Here is a 14,633-nt window from a genome sequence, read left to right as displayed (position 1 = left end):
TGAGACACCCCCACAGGTCACATAACGCCATCCAGCCCGGTGTCCGCCGGCAGCTGCGCGAGCGCCGCGGCCCGAACCTCAGGGAACGACGCCGTCATGTCCGTCCCCCGCCAGGAACGCAGCAGCACTCGCCCGCCCGCGTGCACGGCAAGCTGAGCGCGGTAACCGTCCCATTTCGGCTCCGCGGCCCACTCGGTGGGCAGGGCAGGGCTTTCGACGGCCACGGTCAGCATCGGCTCGGGCAGGGACCACGTAATGCGTGATGCCTTCCACGTCGACCACCGGTAGCCCGGGCGAGCAGGGCGCAGCCACCCGGCAGCCGGTCACCGTCGCCCGGCGCTAGTCGAGGATGCCGAGGGCCGTGTCTGGTCGGCAGTGGACGCAGGCCGGCACCTGCTGGCGCAGTGCCTCCAACGCCTGCTGCCGGGTGGCCGGACGGCACCGGCCGCTCTTGGCCGCTGCCCAGCACTCACCGGTGTGCACGGCGTCGACGTTCGTGCGGTTGAGCCCGTGCTGGACCAGCCACTCAGGCGGAGGTGGCCGCATCTCCTCACCCCGGCGTCGTTCTGCCTCGTGCCGCTCTTCCACCGCGATCCAGCCGTCGATCTGGGCGAGGGCCGCCGTCGCCTGTTGGACCACCACGCGCCGGGCGAAGCGGAGCAGCTGAAGCCTCGACGGGTCCTCGTTCATGCGTTCGATTCTATGTTCCTTTCGTGCAGGTGGCGGGGCCGGGCAGGTTGTGACCTCTCGCAGTGAAGGTTGAGCGTTCTCGCCGAACCTTGGTCGACAGGCGCAGGGGCCATGGGCTGAGCGAGCAGATCGCTCGCTGACCTCTAGCCAAGTGCGAATGGATCAAGAAGGGCCTGCCCCTCTGCCTCATCGGCGACTCCGGCACGGGGAAGTCCCACCTGCTGATCGCACTGGGCACCGAGGCCGCGTTGGCCGGCTACCGAGTCAAGTGCGTCCTGGCAGCCAAGCTGGTCAACGAGCTGGTCGAAGCCGCGAACGAGAAGCAGCTGACCAAGACAATCGCCTGCTACGACCGCGTCGACCTGCTCTGATCGACGCACTCGGCTACATGGAACTCGACCACCGCGGCGCCGAACTCCTCTTCCAGGTCGTGACCGAACGCGAGGAGAACAGCGTCGCCATCGCCTCCAACGAGTCCTTCTCCGGCTGGACCAAGACCTTCACCGACCCCCGCCTCTGCGCTGCCATCGTCGACCGCCTCACCTTCGGCGGCCACATCATCGAGACCGGCACCGACTCCTACCGCCTCGCCACCACCCGAGCCCGAGCCGAACAGCAAGCAGTCGTCTCACTGCCTCTTTTCGAAAGGAGCAGGTCGTGAGGCGGCCCAGATGGGGGGTCACACGGTGAGGGCGCCGCCGACGAAGGTGCGTTCTGGCGGTGACGGCACGAGTTCGACCATGGTGCCGGTGCGGAGGTCATCGCCGACGACGCGCGTGATCGCGTCGGTGAGCGCGGTGCCGAGACGCGCGGTGATCTGGGCAGCGTCGGGGCGGTCGAAGACGCCGGCGCGGACACCCAAGATCACCGAGGCGTTTGTGTCCACGGCCTTGCCGCCCTGCGCGAAACGGCCTGCGGGGACTCCGGCCAGGCGGATGCTTACGAGGTCGCGGGCCCATGCGCCATAAACGTCGACGATCGCGTCGGTCAGTGCGGCGACGAGCATGGGTTCGTTGCCGGTCAGCCTGTTCTCTGGAAGGTGGACGGTCAGATGCGGCATAGTGGGTCTCGTTCCCTTTGAGTCCAAAGCCTTTGATTTCAAAGGTATCTGGAAGAGGTCGCTGATGTCCACGGAATCGGACGGTCCAGCCGTCGATGAGGCCGTCCGCACCCTGCTGTTGCTCATGCCACGGCTCGTAGGCCGGGCCAAGCGCCTGCCCATACCTCCGGCGCTCCAGGGTCTGGACCTGGCACCGCGACATCTCGCGCTGCTGGCCCACCTGGAGTACGAGGGTGCCACCAGCATCAATGAGCTGGCCGCCCGGCTGGAGGTGGCCCCGACGACAGTCAGCCTCATGGTCAGCGAGCTGTCACGGCCGGGCGTCCTGCAGCGCACTGCCGATCCCGCTGACCGCCGCCGCCGCATCATCGCCATCGCCCCCGCCTACGCCGCACCAATCAGCGAATGGCTTTCTGGCAGCGCCTCTGCCTGGGAATGCGTCATGCGCGGTCTCGACCCCGCGGAACGCGCCACAGTCATCACCGCCCTGCACGCCTACGAGGCTGCCTTGGAGCAGGCGGGCGACCAGCATCGGAACGCGCAGCCGCGTTAGCGGGCTTGGCGAAGTCGGCATAGCGCGGCCTGCAGCCACAGCCGCTCGCGCTTCTCACCAACATTTTCCCGTCTCGAGATCGCGACCGTTGCCCGAACCACCTGGCAAACGCTGCTGCTTCTCGCCAACGAAGCCATCACGGGCACCGTTGTCTGACCGTGCGTTATGGCTGCCCGCAGAGCGTGGTGCTCGGCGGGCAGCGCCATGAGTTGTAGGCGGCGACGACGCCACTGGCTCGGTCGGCTCGCTCGGGTTGGCGGTGGGCGCCCACTCCCTCACCAGCATCGTCTTTCTGCTGCTCGGCGGGGTGTTGGCGGACCGGCTGCCGCGCGGCCCGCTGCTGGTCGGCAGCAGCGTGGTCAGCGCCGCGAGCCAGGCGGTGACCGCCGCCCTGGTCCTCACCCACAGCGCCACCATCCCCCTGCTCATGGTGCTCGCCGCGGTCAACGGGGCGTCAAGTTCCTGCTAACAGCCCGCCGCCCAGGCCCTGCTGCCCCAGGCCGTGCCGGCCGAGTCCGGCCGCGCCGCCCTCGTGCTCTCCCGGATCGCGGGCAGCAGCGCGATGATCGTGGACGCCTCGCTGGGCGCCTCGCTGGGCGGCGTACTGGTCGCCGCGGTCGGCCCCGGCTGGGGCCTGGCCGTCGACGCGCTCAGCTTCGCGCTCGCCGCCGCGTCCTTCGCGCTGGTCCGCGTCCAGATAGCGACACCCGCGCCCAGCCCCGGCCTGGTGCATGAACTGCGCATCGGCTGGCAGGAGTTCACCTCCCGCAGCTGGGTGTGGGTGATCGTGGTGGCCTTCTGCTTCCTCAACGCCGGAATCACCGCCTCGTTCACCGTCCTCGGCCCGGCCGTCGCCGACACCACCGGGATCGGTCGGACCGGCTGGGGCCTGGCCGTCGCCGCGTCCTCGCTCGGCGCGGTCGCCGGCGGCGTACTCTCGCTGAGATGGCGGCCCCGGCGCGCGATCCTGGTCGGCTGCGCGCTGATGGGCCTGACGGCGATGACCCCGCTGCTACTCGCGCTCGCCCCGTACACCTGGGTGCTGGTCGTGGCCAACTTTGTGGCGGGTGTAGGTGTCGAGCAGGCCGGCGTCGCCTGGTACGCGACCCTCAACGAGCAGATCCCCGAGGCCCGCGTCTACGCCTACGACGACCTCGGCTCCTACCTCTCGCTCCCGCTCGCCCAGTTCGCCGCCGGACCCGCCGTACTCTTCCTCGGCCTCCACGCCGCCCTCTACGCGGCCGCCGCGCTCATCCTCCTCGCCACCCTCGCCCTGGTCGCCACCCCCTCCATCCGCGCGCTGGTCCCGAAGACCGCAGAATCGCTGCCCGCCTCCGAAGATCCGGTGCCTCGCTGAGCTCGACCCGGACGCGGGAACAGGCGGTCGTAGAGTTCTGGCCCGCCCTTGCTGGAATCATCACGGAGGACGGGCCGTTCGACGGTCGGGCCCGGCGCCTTACTCGGCGGCGACGGACGCGGTGCGGCGGGCCCCGCCCAGCACGAGAACCGTCAGGAGGGCGAGGACGGCGCCGATCCACAGCACGCTCGTGGTGGCGATGCCGTCGACCGCGAAGCCGCCGAAGAGCGCCCCGAGCGCGATGGACAGGTTGAATGCGGAGACGTACAGCGAAGAAGCGGCCTCGGTCGCGTCCGGCGCGGCGTCGACAATCCAGGTCTGAAAGGTGACGGGCACCGCGCCGTAGCCCAGGCCCCAAAGGATCAGGAGGGCGCCCGCGGTGACGGTGCCCGTGTCGACGAGGGCGAGAAGCACCATGGCGAGGGTGAGGACCAGGGAGATGGCCAGGACGGTCTGCCGCAGCCGCTTCGCGATGAGCACTCCGGCGATGAAGTTGCCGCAGATGCCGGCGACGCCGAAGGTGAGCAGCAGCGCGCCGATCATGTTGTTGTCGATCCCGTCGTCCTCGAGGACCGGCCGGACGAACGTGTAGGCCAGGAAGTGACCGGTGATCACGAGGAAGGTGATGGTGATCCCGGCTCGTAGACCCGCGTGGCCCTTGAAGACCTTCGGCAGGTCCTTGAACGTGATGGTCTGCTCGGCCGGCACCTTCGGCATCAGGAAGACCATGCAGGCCAGGGAGGCCAGTCCCAGGATGCCCACGACGGCGAACGCGGTACGCCAGCCGCTGAGGTCACCGATGATCGTCCCCGTGGGGATGCCCAGGACGGACGCGGTCTCGACGCCGCCGAAGATGACGGCGGTGGCCCGGGGGACGTGCTTCTCCGGCACCAGCCGGAGCGCTATGCCACCGGCGATGGACCAGAAGCCGCCCACGCTGATGCCGATCAGGAAACGGGCGGCCAGGACGACCGCGAAGCTGGTCGCGAAGGCGGAGGCCACGTTGGCCGCGCCCACCAGGCCGATCAGGACCGCCAACACGATGCGGCGGTCGATGCGACCGGTGGCCACGGTGACCACGGGCGCGGAGACGGCGGCGACCAGACCGGGAACGGTCACCATCAGTCCCGCGGTGCCCTCGGAGACGTCCAGGGCGGAGCCGACCGCGGTGGACGGCGAGCCAGCCCTTGACGGGCGAACGGCCGGTGGAGGCTGACACCGGTGTGTCGACGGTGGTCACGGCTTCATCAGCCCTTCGTCAGGAATGGGTCATGGCATGCCACGGGCGGTGGCCCCGGTGGGTCGGCCACCGCCCGTGACGGGGAACTGTCGGTTTACTCGGTGCCGGGCGTCTTGCGCGTGGTGACGTTCATCCGGTTCCACGCGTTGACGGTGAAGATGAGCGCGATGAGCTGGGCGAGCTCCGTGTCGTCGAAGTGCTTCGCGGCCTCGCTGTAGACCTCGTCCGACACACCCTGGGGCAGGAGGGTGACGGCCTCGGTCAGCGCCAGGGCGGCCCGCTCCTTCTCGGTGTACAGGCTCGACTCCTTCCAGGCGGAGAGCTGGTAGATCCGCTCTTCCGTCTCGCCGGCCTTGCGGGCGTCGGAGGTGTGGTAGTCGATGCAGTACGCGCAGTGGTTGATCTGGGAGGCGCGGACCTGCACCAGCTCCAGCAGGACTGGGTCGAGCCCCTCACGTGCGGCGGTGTCGAGCGCCAGGACGGCCTTGAAGACCTTGGGGGCGACGGCGGAGAAGTCCATGCGCTGAGGAACCTGAAAATTTGTCATGCCTCAAAGCTAAGAAGGGAAGTGACCCGAGCTATGGTGCATTTCCATGTCAGAAACTTGGGTCAATGTTTCTGAGCCCGGGACGGCCGGAGCTGAACCGGGCCAGGCCGCGGGAATATGGAGTTGTCGGCGCCGGGCCGGGCCCGGAGCGAAGAAGACAGCCGAACAGGCCGTGGAGGTTGCGTGCCACCTCGCGGACCTCGCGGGCGTGGACGGCTGGAGCACGGCGGCCGCTGAGGACGTCCCGACGCGACCGACATCCTTGGCGGCGGAGGGGCGTAACTCGCGCAGGCCCTCGCTGTGATGCCAGCCGCCACCACCGGCGCACCGGCGCCTGGACATCGCTGCGGATGCCTAGGCGCCCGGGCGAGACGTTGCGGCGTCGGGGCCCGTGGAAAGCGGTCGGGAGAGAAGGCCTCCCCAGCGTCGCGGGCTCGGTCCGGGCTTCCGAGGCATCCGTAAGGACCGCTGAGTGCCTGATCGGGTTTCTACAAATCTGGGGCTCACGCGCGTCACGGCCGGCCGCTTCATCGAGCAGTTCCCCTCGGGCCCGGTTCACGCGAACCCCTGCTCCACCTGTCCAGCCGCTGAGGTACTGGCCCTCACCTCCAGGAGAAGAGCACGCGTGGCCGGGTACAGCAGGGGCTACACAGTGGAGAGCCGGGGCGCCTGGTCCCGCTGCGCGCGGCGACCAGCACGACGACCTCGCACAGGTCCACGCTGCCCGCCACCAGCATCAGGACCACTACGAGGGCCTCATCAGCGACGCGGTCGCCATACTCAAGGGCGCCCAAAGGGAGAGTGGGCGGGGCGTTTGCTGTAAGGGACAGCCGTCTCGCTGGTCGCACGGCCTACGTGTTCGGAGTCGAGCAGGCTCTTCGCGGTGCGCCAGACCCGGTTGCCGTGCCGGTCAAAGTGCACGGCGGTGACTCGGTCGACAGCAGCATCGCCTCTCTTCGGTGACGCTGCTGTGCGGCGCGGCGGTTGTGCCACTCGGGTCAAGGAGAAGACTGGGCAGTGTCAGGACTGGCCCAAAGCACGACTCCGTCAACGTTCTTCCGTACTTTTGGCCGGTACACGATGAGCTTCGGCTTTCTAGCCTGAGCGGCATGAAGACAGGGGACCGGCTGACAAAGCCGACTGGCACGATGTCCACCATCGGGCTCGGCGCCGTGTTCAGCCTGGGGATCGTCTTCACGACGTTCATGCTCATGGACAGCTGGGGCGGCGCCTCCTGGCTGTTCGGTTCCGCCGTCTCGATCATCGTGGGTGGCCTCGCGCTGATGCGCGAGCGGCAGCAGATACAGACCGCGATCGCGGGCTTGGCCGTGACGGCCGTCGCCGTCGCGGTGTCCGTGATCGCCGCGGACGACCTGCCGCAGGAACCCGCGCCCATCACGGCGCTCGCTCTGTCGGTGCTCGTCGGCTCCGCGATCAGGACGCTGCCGAGGGGACGGGCTGCCGGGATCGCCGCGGGCGGCGTCGTGGTGACCGGGGCCACCTGGTTCAACGGGTGGACCGGCGTGACGAACCTGGCCACGATGGGGATGATCGCCGCCCTCGTGACGGGACTGGTGCTGCGCGGTCTCGCCCGCAACCAGCGCGCCAACGCCCCGGCCATGGCGGGCAGTGTCCGGCGCAGCAGGAGCCCGACGACGGTGCCGAAGGTGAAGGCCATCGCGGCGTAGCCCATCGGAGCGATGTTGCGCGCGCCGAACACGAAGGTGTCGAACTGTTCCTTGACCACCTGGTCGAAGGGGCGTGCCGCCCAGGTCAGCAGGGCCGAGGCCGCACCGGTCACCACGATGGCGGCCAGGCCGATGAGCAGGACCTTACTGAGAAGCCAGCGCGGGCGGGTGACGCTCTGGTTCCACACCAGCCGGTGGGTGCCGGTCTCGAGTTCCCGGGCGATCAGGGGAGCGCCCCAGAAGGTGCCGATGAGGGCGGGGATCAGAGCGAGTCCGGTCGCCAGGAGCAGCAGGGTGTTCTGGAACGTGCTGCGGAACTGGCTCCTTGCCTGCGTGCAGTTGCCCGAGCTCTCGCAGTTGGCCCGGTAGACGTCGTAGGCGTCGCGGATGTCCGCGCCGACGTACACCATGTACGCGGCGATAAGGGTTAGCGCACAGGCGGCGAACAGCGCCTGGATGCGGAACTGGCGCCAACTCAGCCATGTCATCGCGAGGCCCCCCTTGCTGCCGCTCCGCTCTGGGCGGCGGGTACGGCAGCTGCCCGGGTCATGTAGGCGAGGACGAGCTCCTCAAGCATGATGGGCTCGGCCTGGTAAGGCAGGGGCTCGGGTGCGGTCGCGGTGCGGACGACCGCGCTGCTGTGCTTGCTGCTGTGCTCGATCGAGATCACCTCGACCCCGGCGGGCAGCCGGTCGAAGTCGCCGCGACGCGCGACCAGTCGGGCGTGCCCGGCCAGCAGATTCCGGGTGTCCCCGGCGATCTGCACCTGCGAGTCGCACAGCACGATGATGTAGCCGCAGACCTGCTCGATGTCGCCGAGCAGGTGCGAGGTTACGGCGCTGGCGCCGAGCTCGAGCACGAACTCCACCAGGTTCTGCAGGAACCCTTGCGGGCCAGTGGGTCGAGCGCCGCCGCCGGCTCGTCGAAGATCAGCAGCTCGGGCCGCTTGGCCGCTGCGATGGTCAGCGCCAGTTGCGCCCTCTGGCCGCCCGAGAGCTGCCCCGCCTTCTGGGCGGGGTTCAGCCCCACCTGGCTGATCCGCCGCTCGGCCAGGGCCGGGTCCCACGCCGGGTTCATCTTCGCGCCAAACATCAGGTGCTCGCCCACGGTGAACGAGCCGTACACCGGCGTGTTCTGCGCGACGAACCCCACACGGGGCAGATGCGACGCGTTCGCCGCCGGACGTGACCCCAGCACGGTCAGTGACCCGGACGTCGGCTCGATCAGGCCGCAGGCCAGGTGCAGCAGGGTCGATTTACCGGCCCCGTTCGGGCCGACCAGGCCGATGACACGGCCGGAGGGGATGGTGAGGTTCACGTCGGTCAGGGCCGGCGCGCCGCGACGACCGTACTTCTTCGTCAAGCCATCGGCATGAAATGCCGGAGGGGAGTCTGCATGTGACATGCTCCCATCCTGGAATTTCGCCTTCTTCCCGGCACCAGCCCAAAGCACGGTTCGCTTGTCGGCGACCGTACTTTTGACCGGTTCGGCGCCGAGGCCCCGCTGCTGGGCGAACTGCGTGCCCTACAGCTCGGCGCAGAGCCCACCGCCACGCGCAGCCGCGAGCCTCCGCCCGAGCCGGAGGAGCCCGAGGACGAGATGTCGTCGCCGGAGGAGGCAGGGCGGGAAGGCTACCGTGTGATCCGTCTCGATCCCTGGGAGTTCGACGACCAGTTCGATGTGCGCGGCAGCGTGATCGGCGAGGTCCTGCAAGACCTTCTGTCTGCCTACGGGTCGCAGGACGGCCTGCCGGAGAAGGTCAAGGAGCTTCTGGAGCGCGTGAGCTGGTCACGCGTCGCCGTCAGCATGACGAGGGGATCGCTGGTCGCCCAGTCCGAGGACCTGGCCAAGGCCCTCACGCCCCGTTCGAAGAGCGACCCCAGGAGCCTCGCGGGCTTCCGGGAGGAGTTGCCCGCCTGCGGCCCAGGAGCAGCGGCGTGGCCACCACGAAGCGGTAGCCGTGCGCGAGTTCACGACGGTAGACACGCAGCGACGTCGGCTCGGCCCGTCGTTGGGCCTGCGCCTCGGGCAGGCCGCGCACCCCGAACGCGAACAGTGGCGCCGCCACGGCGAAGCTCGCGGCATCCACCAACAGGACGTTCTCGGCACCGAGTACGGCGATCAGCACACCTCCGAGAGCGGATGCCGTCAGCGCCGCACAGCGTGCCGCACCGTCGTACAGCCCCGCAGCCCTGGTCATCGGCATTCCGGCGCGTTCGGCGAGCGTGGGCAACAGCACGCCGCGAGCGGTTTCACCCGGCGCACGGCACAGCCCTGTCATCGCCATCAGCACACACAGCATCCAGAACTGCAGGATGCCGGCGAACTGCAGCAGCGGGATCGCCGCAACGGCGACTCCGCAGGAGAGATCCGAGGCGACACTCACCCGCCGTCGCCCCATCCGGTCGATGACCGGACCCGTGACGAGCGCAGCGAGCACTGCAGACAGCAGTGTGCAGAACGCGACGATCCCAGCCTTGGCGGCGCTGCCCGTGCTCTGCAGCACGAACCACGGCACGCCCATGTAAGTGAGGCAATTCCCTGCGATCGAAACGAGGTTGGCGGCAAGAACCGTCGCCAAAGGACGGCGATCAACCGTCCCGAAGTCTTCGGACACTACGGTGGTCTCCCATAAGGGGAAGCGCCCACCGTGAACGAAGCAGGTCAGCCGGTGGGCGAAGCGAAGGGGTCAGCGTCTGGCGCGCATGGCAAGGCGCACCGCGGTGCGGTGTTCACAAGCAGCGCCTCCAACACTTCGCCGGGATGACCACCCGGCACCTCCACGCATTGTGACGTCGGGCACCGGCCCTCCGCAACGACGATCCGTCGCAATGGGCGAGCTCACACAGGGAATTGATCGAGTTGCACCCATGAGGACAGATCTGCTGACCATCTGGATCTCAGGGCGCCGTGCTTCAACGCGCTAGGAAGAAAAACACCTACTAGCAGGGACAGGCGTTGCAGACTCCGGCACAGGCTGCGTGTCTGGCCCTCGGTCAGCCCGCCGCTTGCCTGCTACAGCAGGGCGACCACCGGGTCGGGGATGGACTCGTCCTCGGCAAAGATACCCAGCTCGGTGAAGCGGTCCGGGCCGCCCGGCGGTACCAGGGTGGTGGCAGCCTCGATCGACGCCTTGACAGCCTGGTTGCGCAGGCGAGGGTCGTCGAGACTCCAGGTGGCGGTCGGGTCGTCCACCACAGCGGGCCCCCTGCCACATAGACGGTTCAGGATCCCCTCAGCGGTGGCGGTGGGATCAGCGCCGCCAGCACACTGTTCGGCGATCAGGCGGTTCGTCAGGCGAAGCAGCAGCGCCCATCGGCCGGTGACCTGCAGCAGATCCTCCACGAGGGCCACGGGCACGGGTGGCAGTTTCCAGGTCGGCACGGCCCTGGCCTGGGCGTGGGACATCTGATCGACCGGGATGCGGCGGGCGCCGGCGGGCAGGAGGGCCGGGTTGCGGGTGGTGACCAGCCGTACGCAGCGGCTACCTCCCTTCAGGAAGGGCTCGAGCTGCTCGCTTTCCCACACGTCGTCGAGAACGAGCAGTGTGCGGGGCCGCTGGTCGAGGAGCCGCCCGAGATGAGCGCCGGCCAGGTCGGGATCGTCGAACTCGGTGGTGTCCCCGGTGATGAACCGGGTGACCTCGGCGACCTTGGCAGCTACCGCCGCTCGTCCGCGGACGTCCCGGCCGATGGTGACGGGGTAGATCCGGGAGCGGAAGTGTCGCCGCACCGTCTGCGGGCGCACACCGCGTGCGCCAGCGTCGTCTTACCGAACCCGCCTGCTCCCCACAGGGAGGTAGTGATGCCCACGGCGCGCCCGCCGCGGCACACTGCCGCAGCTGTAGTGCGGGTTTGGGCACGGTCCACGAACCATTCCGGCACAGTCGCCGACGGCGGGGGCGGCGGATCGTCCTGGCCCGCCGGCGGACGTAACTGCAGCCATGCAGCAACACCGCCTGCCGCGATGGCCAGCGCGCCGAAGACACCGACAGACCACCACGGATGCTGTGGTGCTGGTCGGCGCGGACAGTTCCAGCGCCCCCTGCTGGCTCTCTCGGGCGCGGCGGGTGTCCCCGAGGGTGGTGAAGGCGTGGCTGAGGGGGACGTGGTGCTTCTGCTCGCCGTACGTGAGCCACGTGTCCGATCGCTCGCCCTCGGGGAGCCGGCCCATGAGGGCGTCGGCGTCCTCGAGCGCGGCGCGGGCCTGCTCGGGCTGGTGGTTGAGGGCGTAGGAGCGGGCGGCGACCGCGGCCGCCAGCGTCGCCGCGGCGGTCGGCCGGGACCCGGCTAGGGCATCCCCACCGCCCACTCCGAAGCCGATGGTCGCCCATTTCCACATAGGACACGAATCCCACAGCGACCATTCCAAGCCCCAGCGGCTGCATGCCGACAAAGCCTACGACGTCCCTGAACTGCGACGATGGCTGCAGCACATCGACGTCCGTATCGCCCGCAAGGGAATCGATTCAAGCGAACGACTGGGTCGCCGACGGTGGGTCATCGAGCGCACGATCTCCTGGCTGACCGGCAACCACCGCCTGTCACCCCGCTACGAGCGACATCCCCGCAACTACCTGGCCTTCCTCGGACTTGCCGCAGCCCTCTGCTGCTACAAACGCCTTGGCAAACTGACCATGTAGGACACGGTGTAAGTGGCCGGCTCCAGAAGTCCTTCGGGGGTTGATCATGCGGCCGGGGCGACGGAGGATTCTTGTTGGTCGGCGAGTGTGGGCCGACCCAGCCTGGCCAGCAGATCGTCCAGGTCGGTGGTGGTGAACTTCCACTGGAACGGCTGTGCCGTGGCGTTGTAGCGTTTGGGGTCGGCCAGGGCCCGCAGCCCGCCGCGGGCGAAGCGGCCGCGCCACGCGGACCGTGCCCAAAGCAGGCCCGTCTCATAGGCGATGCGCGCGTTGGAGCGTCCCTTCGCCGCATGCAGGACGACCTGCGCGCGTATCCGCAGCCGGTGCTCAATCTTGTGGCCGTAAGCCATCCTCTTCAACCGCTCATGTCCGGTGACGGTCAGGACTATCGGGCAATCCGGGGCAACGGGCATGGCAGTCGGGCCGATCGGGAGAAGCGGATCACGACGGGCCGCAGCCCGCCGAAACCCGTGCCTGGATCCACCAGAACTCAGCGTTCCGCGACCGCCGACTCGAGCAGGGACAAGGTCCGGTTATCCGCGTCCACGTCTGCGCGGACGCCGAGGGGCAGCGGCAGGTTCGGCGAGGTGTGGCCGAAGTCGACCTGGGCGAGGACGGGGATGTCTCGCTGCGCCAGGACGTCGAGCACCACTTCGCGCAGACCGACCTGGTCGCCGCCACCCTCGTAGGGCGTGACCTCACTCGGGATGCCGACCACCATGCCCGCGATCCGGTCCAGCACACCGGACAGCCGCAAGGCTTGCAGGTCGCACCAGATCCGCGTGACCGGCCGCTGTAGCTCTTCCCAGAACAAGACGGCGCCGTCGAACAGTTCGGCGGCCAGTGCGAATGGTGTCGCCTGCAACTGGACCAGGCGGTTCAGCAAGCCGCCGACCAGTGGTCCCTGCGCGCGGCCCGGCTGCCAGGTTTCCCAAGTCCCCTTTGCCGGCAGCACGCCCGGCGCCTCGTCCTTCGTAAGCACACGGGCGTAGAGGTCGACGAGTTCGGACCGACGGGCCTCGTCGCCCAACGTGTACCAATCGCTGCCGAAACCGTGGGTGACGATGTCGGCGTGGAAGCCGACGAGGCCGGTCTTGGCGTACAACGCCATGTGCAGCAGCGAGATGTCGCTGTACCCGAGGATCGGCTTCGGGTCGGCCCGGACCGCATCCAGATCGATCAGATCGAGATAACCAATGGCCGCCTGGCCACCGGTGTGCGCGACGATGGCCCGCACCTCCGGATCCCGGAGCAGCGCATTGAGCTCGGCAGCCTGCTCCGCCGGAGCGCCCGCCGCCCACCAGCGGCTCCGCGCGGGGTCGACCATCGGGCTGACCCGCACGCGGAAACCCATCCGCTCCAATATCGCCACACCGCGAGCGAGCAGCGGCTCCTCACCGGGCTCGAGCTGGCCCGAGGGCGCGGTGACGACCACGAGATCACCGGAACGCAGCGCACGGGGGCGACGGATAGTGGGCATAGGGCCTCCTTGTTGATCGACAACGGCGGAGAACCACGCAGGTACCGCTGGTATTCCGCATGCTCGACGCGATCAAGCCAGGCCCCGGAATCCCGACAGGAGGCCAACGGTTGCCGACCACCTCCACGCTGACATGACGGTGACCCAGGGATGGCTGGTGCCGAGGAACGTTCACCGGCACCCCGAGGACGCCCCGACGGTGCCCAACCCGAGACTTCCGGAGCCGACCACGAAGTTGCCTGCTCGCGGCCATGGTTGGGCCGTATGCCCATGGGACGCTGTCGGTTTCGCGGTGGGGAGCGAAGGAGTCCAGTTTCACGCCTGGGCATCGCAAGCAACAACCCGGGTCATCACGCTGCCGATGGCCGGAGCGCTCTGGCTGCTGGTGGGGCGTCCCCTGGTGGCGATGCGCGTGCTGCCCCGAAGCGAGCAGGCCGGCGGCCGCAGCACCCGTCACCCGGGCTGGGGTGCTGGGGCCGAGGCTACTGAAGCCGGCCTTGGCGGCGCACACCTGCCACGGCTGGACTCGCCGTTGCCCCGATGCCAGGAGGGCGTGCCGGAGGCGTAGGGATCACCAGTCGACGTTGGGAGGGACCGGCACCGTCCAGAACTCGTCGTTGGTGTGCTGGGGGTTCTCCAGGCTCAATGCGTTCCAGGTCCTTGCGTCACCGAGCGGGGTGCTGGTGGGCCTCAGGACGGTGGAGATGTCATCGCGGGGGTGGATGGAGACCGTCCCGCGCGGCGCCGGGAAGGGCTCCGACCACAGCTGGAACTGCTGGTTCGTGGCGTTCGGGCTGCACGGCGCCAGGGTGACGACCCATGGGCCGTACCGGTCCCAGTCGCCACCGGCTGCAGGCTTGGGACTGCGGGTCCAGCAGGTTCCCTTGGTGGTGCTCTGGATGCTGTAGTACCTGCCGTGCTCGCGGGCCGTGAAGGTCCAGCTCCTGTCGGACGAGGCCGGCCAGTCCGCGTCGGTGAACGCGGCAAGCACCTGACCGTAGTTGCCGTAGGTGCCGATATGCCGACCGGAGCTGGCGTTGCGGACCTCCCCGGTGCCGCCGGACACCGCAGCCGCTGCGGACGTCGCAGTGCCCAGGACACCACCCAGCGTGGCACACACCGCGGTCGCAGCGACAACCGTACGGCGCCACCGTCGGCGGCTCGGCGAGGCCGCAGTCGTACCGGCGGCCACGGCCATGGACCAGCGTAGATGCATTAGTGCTCCTTCGGTGAGGACGATGGGACGCCCCACAACCTGTCCCGCTCCACCCTCGTGACACCCCTCAGCGCGCCAACCATCCGATCGAGCGATCACTTTCCCGCCACGCATGCCGGCCAGTCGCTCGAGGCCGTGTCGGTCGCGCTGCTGGGCGCTT

16 protein-coding genes and 3 pseudogenes are annotated in these 14,633 nt (G+C 68.9%); 7 read left to right on the top strand and 12 right to left on the bottom strand.

Going from position 1 to position 14,633, the window contains the following annotated elements; translation table 11 throughout:
- Positions 1 to 17 precede the first annotated feature (17 nt).
- Both AC067M_RS37845 and AC067M_RS37840 read right to left on the bottom strand, forming a co-directional pair.
- Positions 18 to 233, bottom strand: a complete 216-nt coding sequence (locus AC067M_RS37845; protein WP_478701552.1) for an ATP-dependent DNA ligase — start codon at positions 231 to 233, stop codon at positions 18 to 20.
- 106 nt (positions 234 to 339) lie between these two features.
- A complete protein-coding gene (locus AC067M_RS37840; RefSeq protein ID WP_478701551.1) occupies positions 340 to 690 on the bottom strand; it encodes a DUF6233 domain-containing protein in 351 nt (116 codons plus the stop codon).
- Positions 691 to 833: 143 nt separating this feature from the next.
- On the opposite strand from AC067M_RS37840, the pseudogene AC067M_RS37835 reads away from it, so the two are divergent.
- Positions 834 to 1,351 (top strand): annotated as a pseudogene (locus AC067M_RS37835) (ATP-binding protein); the annotation flags it as partial.
- Positions 1,352 to 1,369: 18 nt separating this feature from the next.
- Here the strand turns inward: AC067M_RS37835 and AC067M_RS37830 are convergent.
- A complete protein-coding gene (locus AC067M_RS37830) occupies positions 1,370 to 1,822 on the bottom strand; it encodes a tautomerase family protein (protein WP_478701550.1) in 453 nt (150 codons plus the stop codon).
- Between AC067M_RS37830 and AC067M_RS37825 the strand changes: the two genes are divergently transcribed.
- Positions 1,815 to 2,303, top strand: a complete 489-nt coding sequence (locus AC067M_RS37825) for a MarR family winged helix-turn-helix transcriptional regulator (protein WP_478701549.1) — start codon at positions 1,815 to 1,817, stop codon at positions 2,301 to 2,303. The genes AC067M_RS37830 and AC067M_RS37825 overlap by 8 nt on opposite strands.
- 244 nt (positions 2,304 to 2,547) lie before the next feature.
- A pseudogene (locus tag AC067M_RS37820) lies at positions 2,548 to 3,660 on the top strand (MFS transporter); the annotation flags it as partial.
- A 99-nt stretch (positions 3,661 to 3,759) separates the two neighbouring features.
- Here AC067M_RS37820 and AC067M_RS37815 read toward each other — a convergent pair.
- Both AC067M_RS37815 and AC067M_RS37810 read right to left on the bottom strand, forming a co-directional pair.
- A complete protein-coding gene (locus tag AC067M_RS37815; protein WP_478701548.1) occupies positions 3,760 to 4,782 on the bottom strand; it encodes an MFS transporter in 1,023 nt (340 codons plus the stop codon).
- Between the two features lie 212 nt (positions 4,783 to 4,994).
- A complete protein-coding gene (locus AC067M_RS37810; protein ID WP_478701547.1) occupies positions 4,995 to 5,447 on the bottom strand; it encodes a carboxymuconolactone decarboxylase family protein in 453 nt (150 codons plus the stop codon).
- Between the two features lie 1,109 nt (positions 5,448 to 6,556).
- Between AC067M_RS37810 and AC067M_RS37805 the strand changes: the two genes are divergently transcribed.
- Both AC067M_RS37805 and AC067M_RS37800 read left to right on the top strand, forming a co-directional pair.
- Positions 6,557 to 7,135: a metal transporter gene (locus tag AC067M_RS37805; protein WP_478701546.1), complete on the top strand. Its 579-nt coding sequence runs from the start codon at positions 6,557 to 6,559 to the stop codon at positions 7,133 to 7,135.
- A 51-nt stretch (positions 7,136 to 7,186) separates the two neighbouring features.
- The gene (locus AC067M_RS37800) at positions 7,187 to 7,504 is read left to right on the top strand and encodes a hypothetical protein (protein ID WP_478701545.1); all 318 of its coding nucleotides are present in this window, start codon (positions 7,187 to 7,189) and stop codon (positions 7,502 to 7,504) included.
- Between the two features lie 115 nt (positions 7,505 to 7,619).
- Here the strand turns inward: AC067M_RS37800 and AC067M_RS37795 are convergent, their stop codons facing one another.
- The 4 genes from AC067M_RS37795 to AC067M_RS37780 form a co-directional block, all read right to left on the bottom strand.
- The gene (locus AC067M_RS37795; protein ID WP_478701544.1) at positions 7,620 to 7,994 is read right to left on the bottom strand and encodes a hypothetical protein; all 375 of its coding nucleotides are present in this window, start codon (positions 7,992 to 7,994) and stop codon (positions 7,620 to 7,622) included.
- Positions 7,967 to 8,497, bottom strand: coding sequence for an ATP-binding cassette domain-containing protein (locus AC067M_RS37790; protein ID WP_478701543.1), 531 nt, complete (start codon positions 8,495 to 8,497; stop codon positions 7,967 to 7,969). The genes AC067M_RS37795 and AC067M_RS37790 overlap by 28 nt, the downstream gene beginning before the upstream one ends.
- A 493-nt stretch (positions 8,498 to 8,990) precedes the next feature.
- A complete protein-coding gene (locus AC067M_RS37785) occupies positions 8,991 to 9,752 on the bottom strand; it encodes an MFS transporter (protein ID WP_478701542.1) in 762 nt (253 codons plus the stop codon).
- Between the two features lie 398 nt (positions 9,753 to 10,150).
- Positions 10,151 to 10,882 carry an NB-ARC domain-containing protein gene (locus AC067M_RS37780; RefSeq protein WP_478701541.1) on the bottom strand — a complete coding sequence of 244 codons (732 nt, stop codon included), beginning with the start codon at positions 10,880 to 10,882 and terminating at the stop codon, positions 10,151 to 10,153.
- 345 nt (positions 10,883 to 11,227) lie between these two features.
- Here AC067M_RS37780 and AC067M_RS37775 point away from each other — a divergent pair, with 345 nt between their 5' ends.
- On the top strand, positions 11,228 to 11,428 hold the full coding sequence (locus tag AC067M_RS37775) for a hypothetical protein (protein ID WP_478701540.1): 201 nt from the start codon (positions 11,228 to 11,230) through the stop codon (positions 11,426 to 11,428).
- Between the two features lie 22 nt (positions 11,429 to 11,450).
- Positions 11,451 to 11,777 (top strand): annotated as a pseudogene (locus tag AC067M_RS37770) (transposase); the annotation flags it as partial.
- A gap of 44 nt (positions 11,778 to 11,821) precedes the next feature.
- Here AC067M_RS37770 and AC067M_RS37765 read toward each other — a convergent pair.
- From AC067M_RS37765 to AC067M_RS37755, 3 genes are all read right to left on the bottom strand, one after another.
- The gene (locus AC067M_RS37765; RefSeq protein ID WP_478701539.1) at positions 11,822 to 12,127 is read right to left on the bottom strand and encodes a hypothetical protein; all 306 of its coding nucleotides are present in this window, start codon (positions 12,125 to 12,127) and stop codon (positions 11,822 to 11,824) included.
- A 140-nt stretch (positions 12,128 to 12,267) separates the two neighbouring features.
- Positions 12,268 to 13,257 (bottom strand): S66 peptidase family protein, encoded by a 990-nt coding sequence (locus tag AC067M_RS37760; protein WP_478701538.1) that lies wholly within the window; start codon positions 13,255 to 13,257, stop codon positions 12,268 to 12,270.
- A 571-nt stretch (positions 13,258 to 13,828) separates the two neighbouring features.
- Positions 13,829 to 14,473: a hypothetical protein gene (locus AC067M_RS37755; RefSeq protein WP_478701537.1), complete on the bottom strand. Its 645-nt coding sequence runs from the start codon at positions 14,471 to 14,473 to the stop codon at positions 13,829 to 13,831.
- Between the last annotated feature and the right edge of the window lie 160 nt (positions 14,474 to 14,633).

The organism is Streptomyces sp. NPDC043427 (assembly GCF_056436655.1).
Note: the sequence above shows the minus strand (reverse complement) of the source record. Positions and strands in the feature narration are given on the sequence as shown.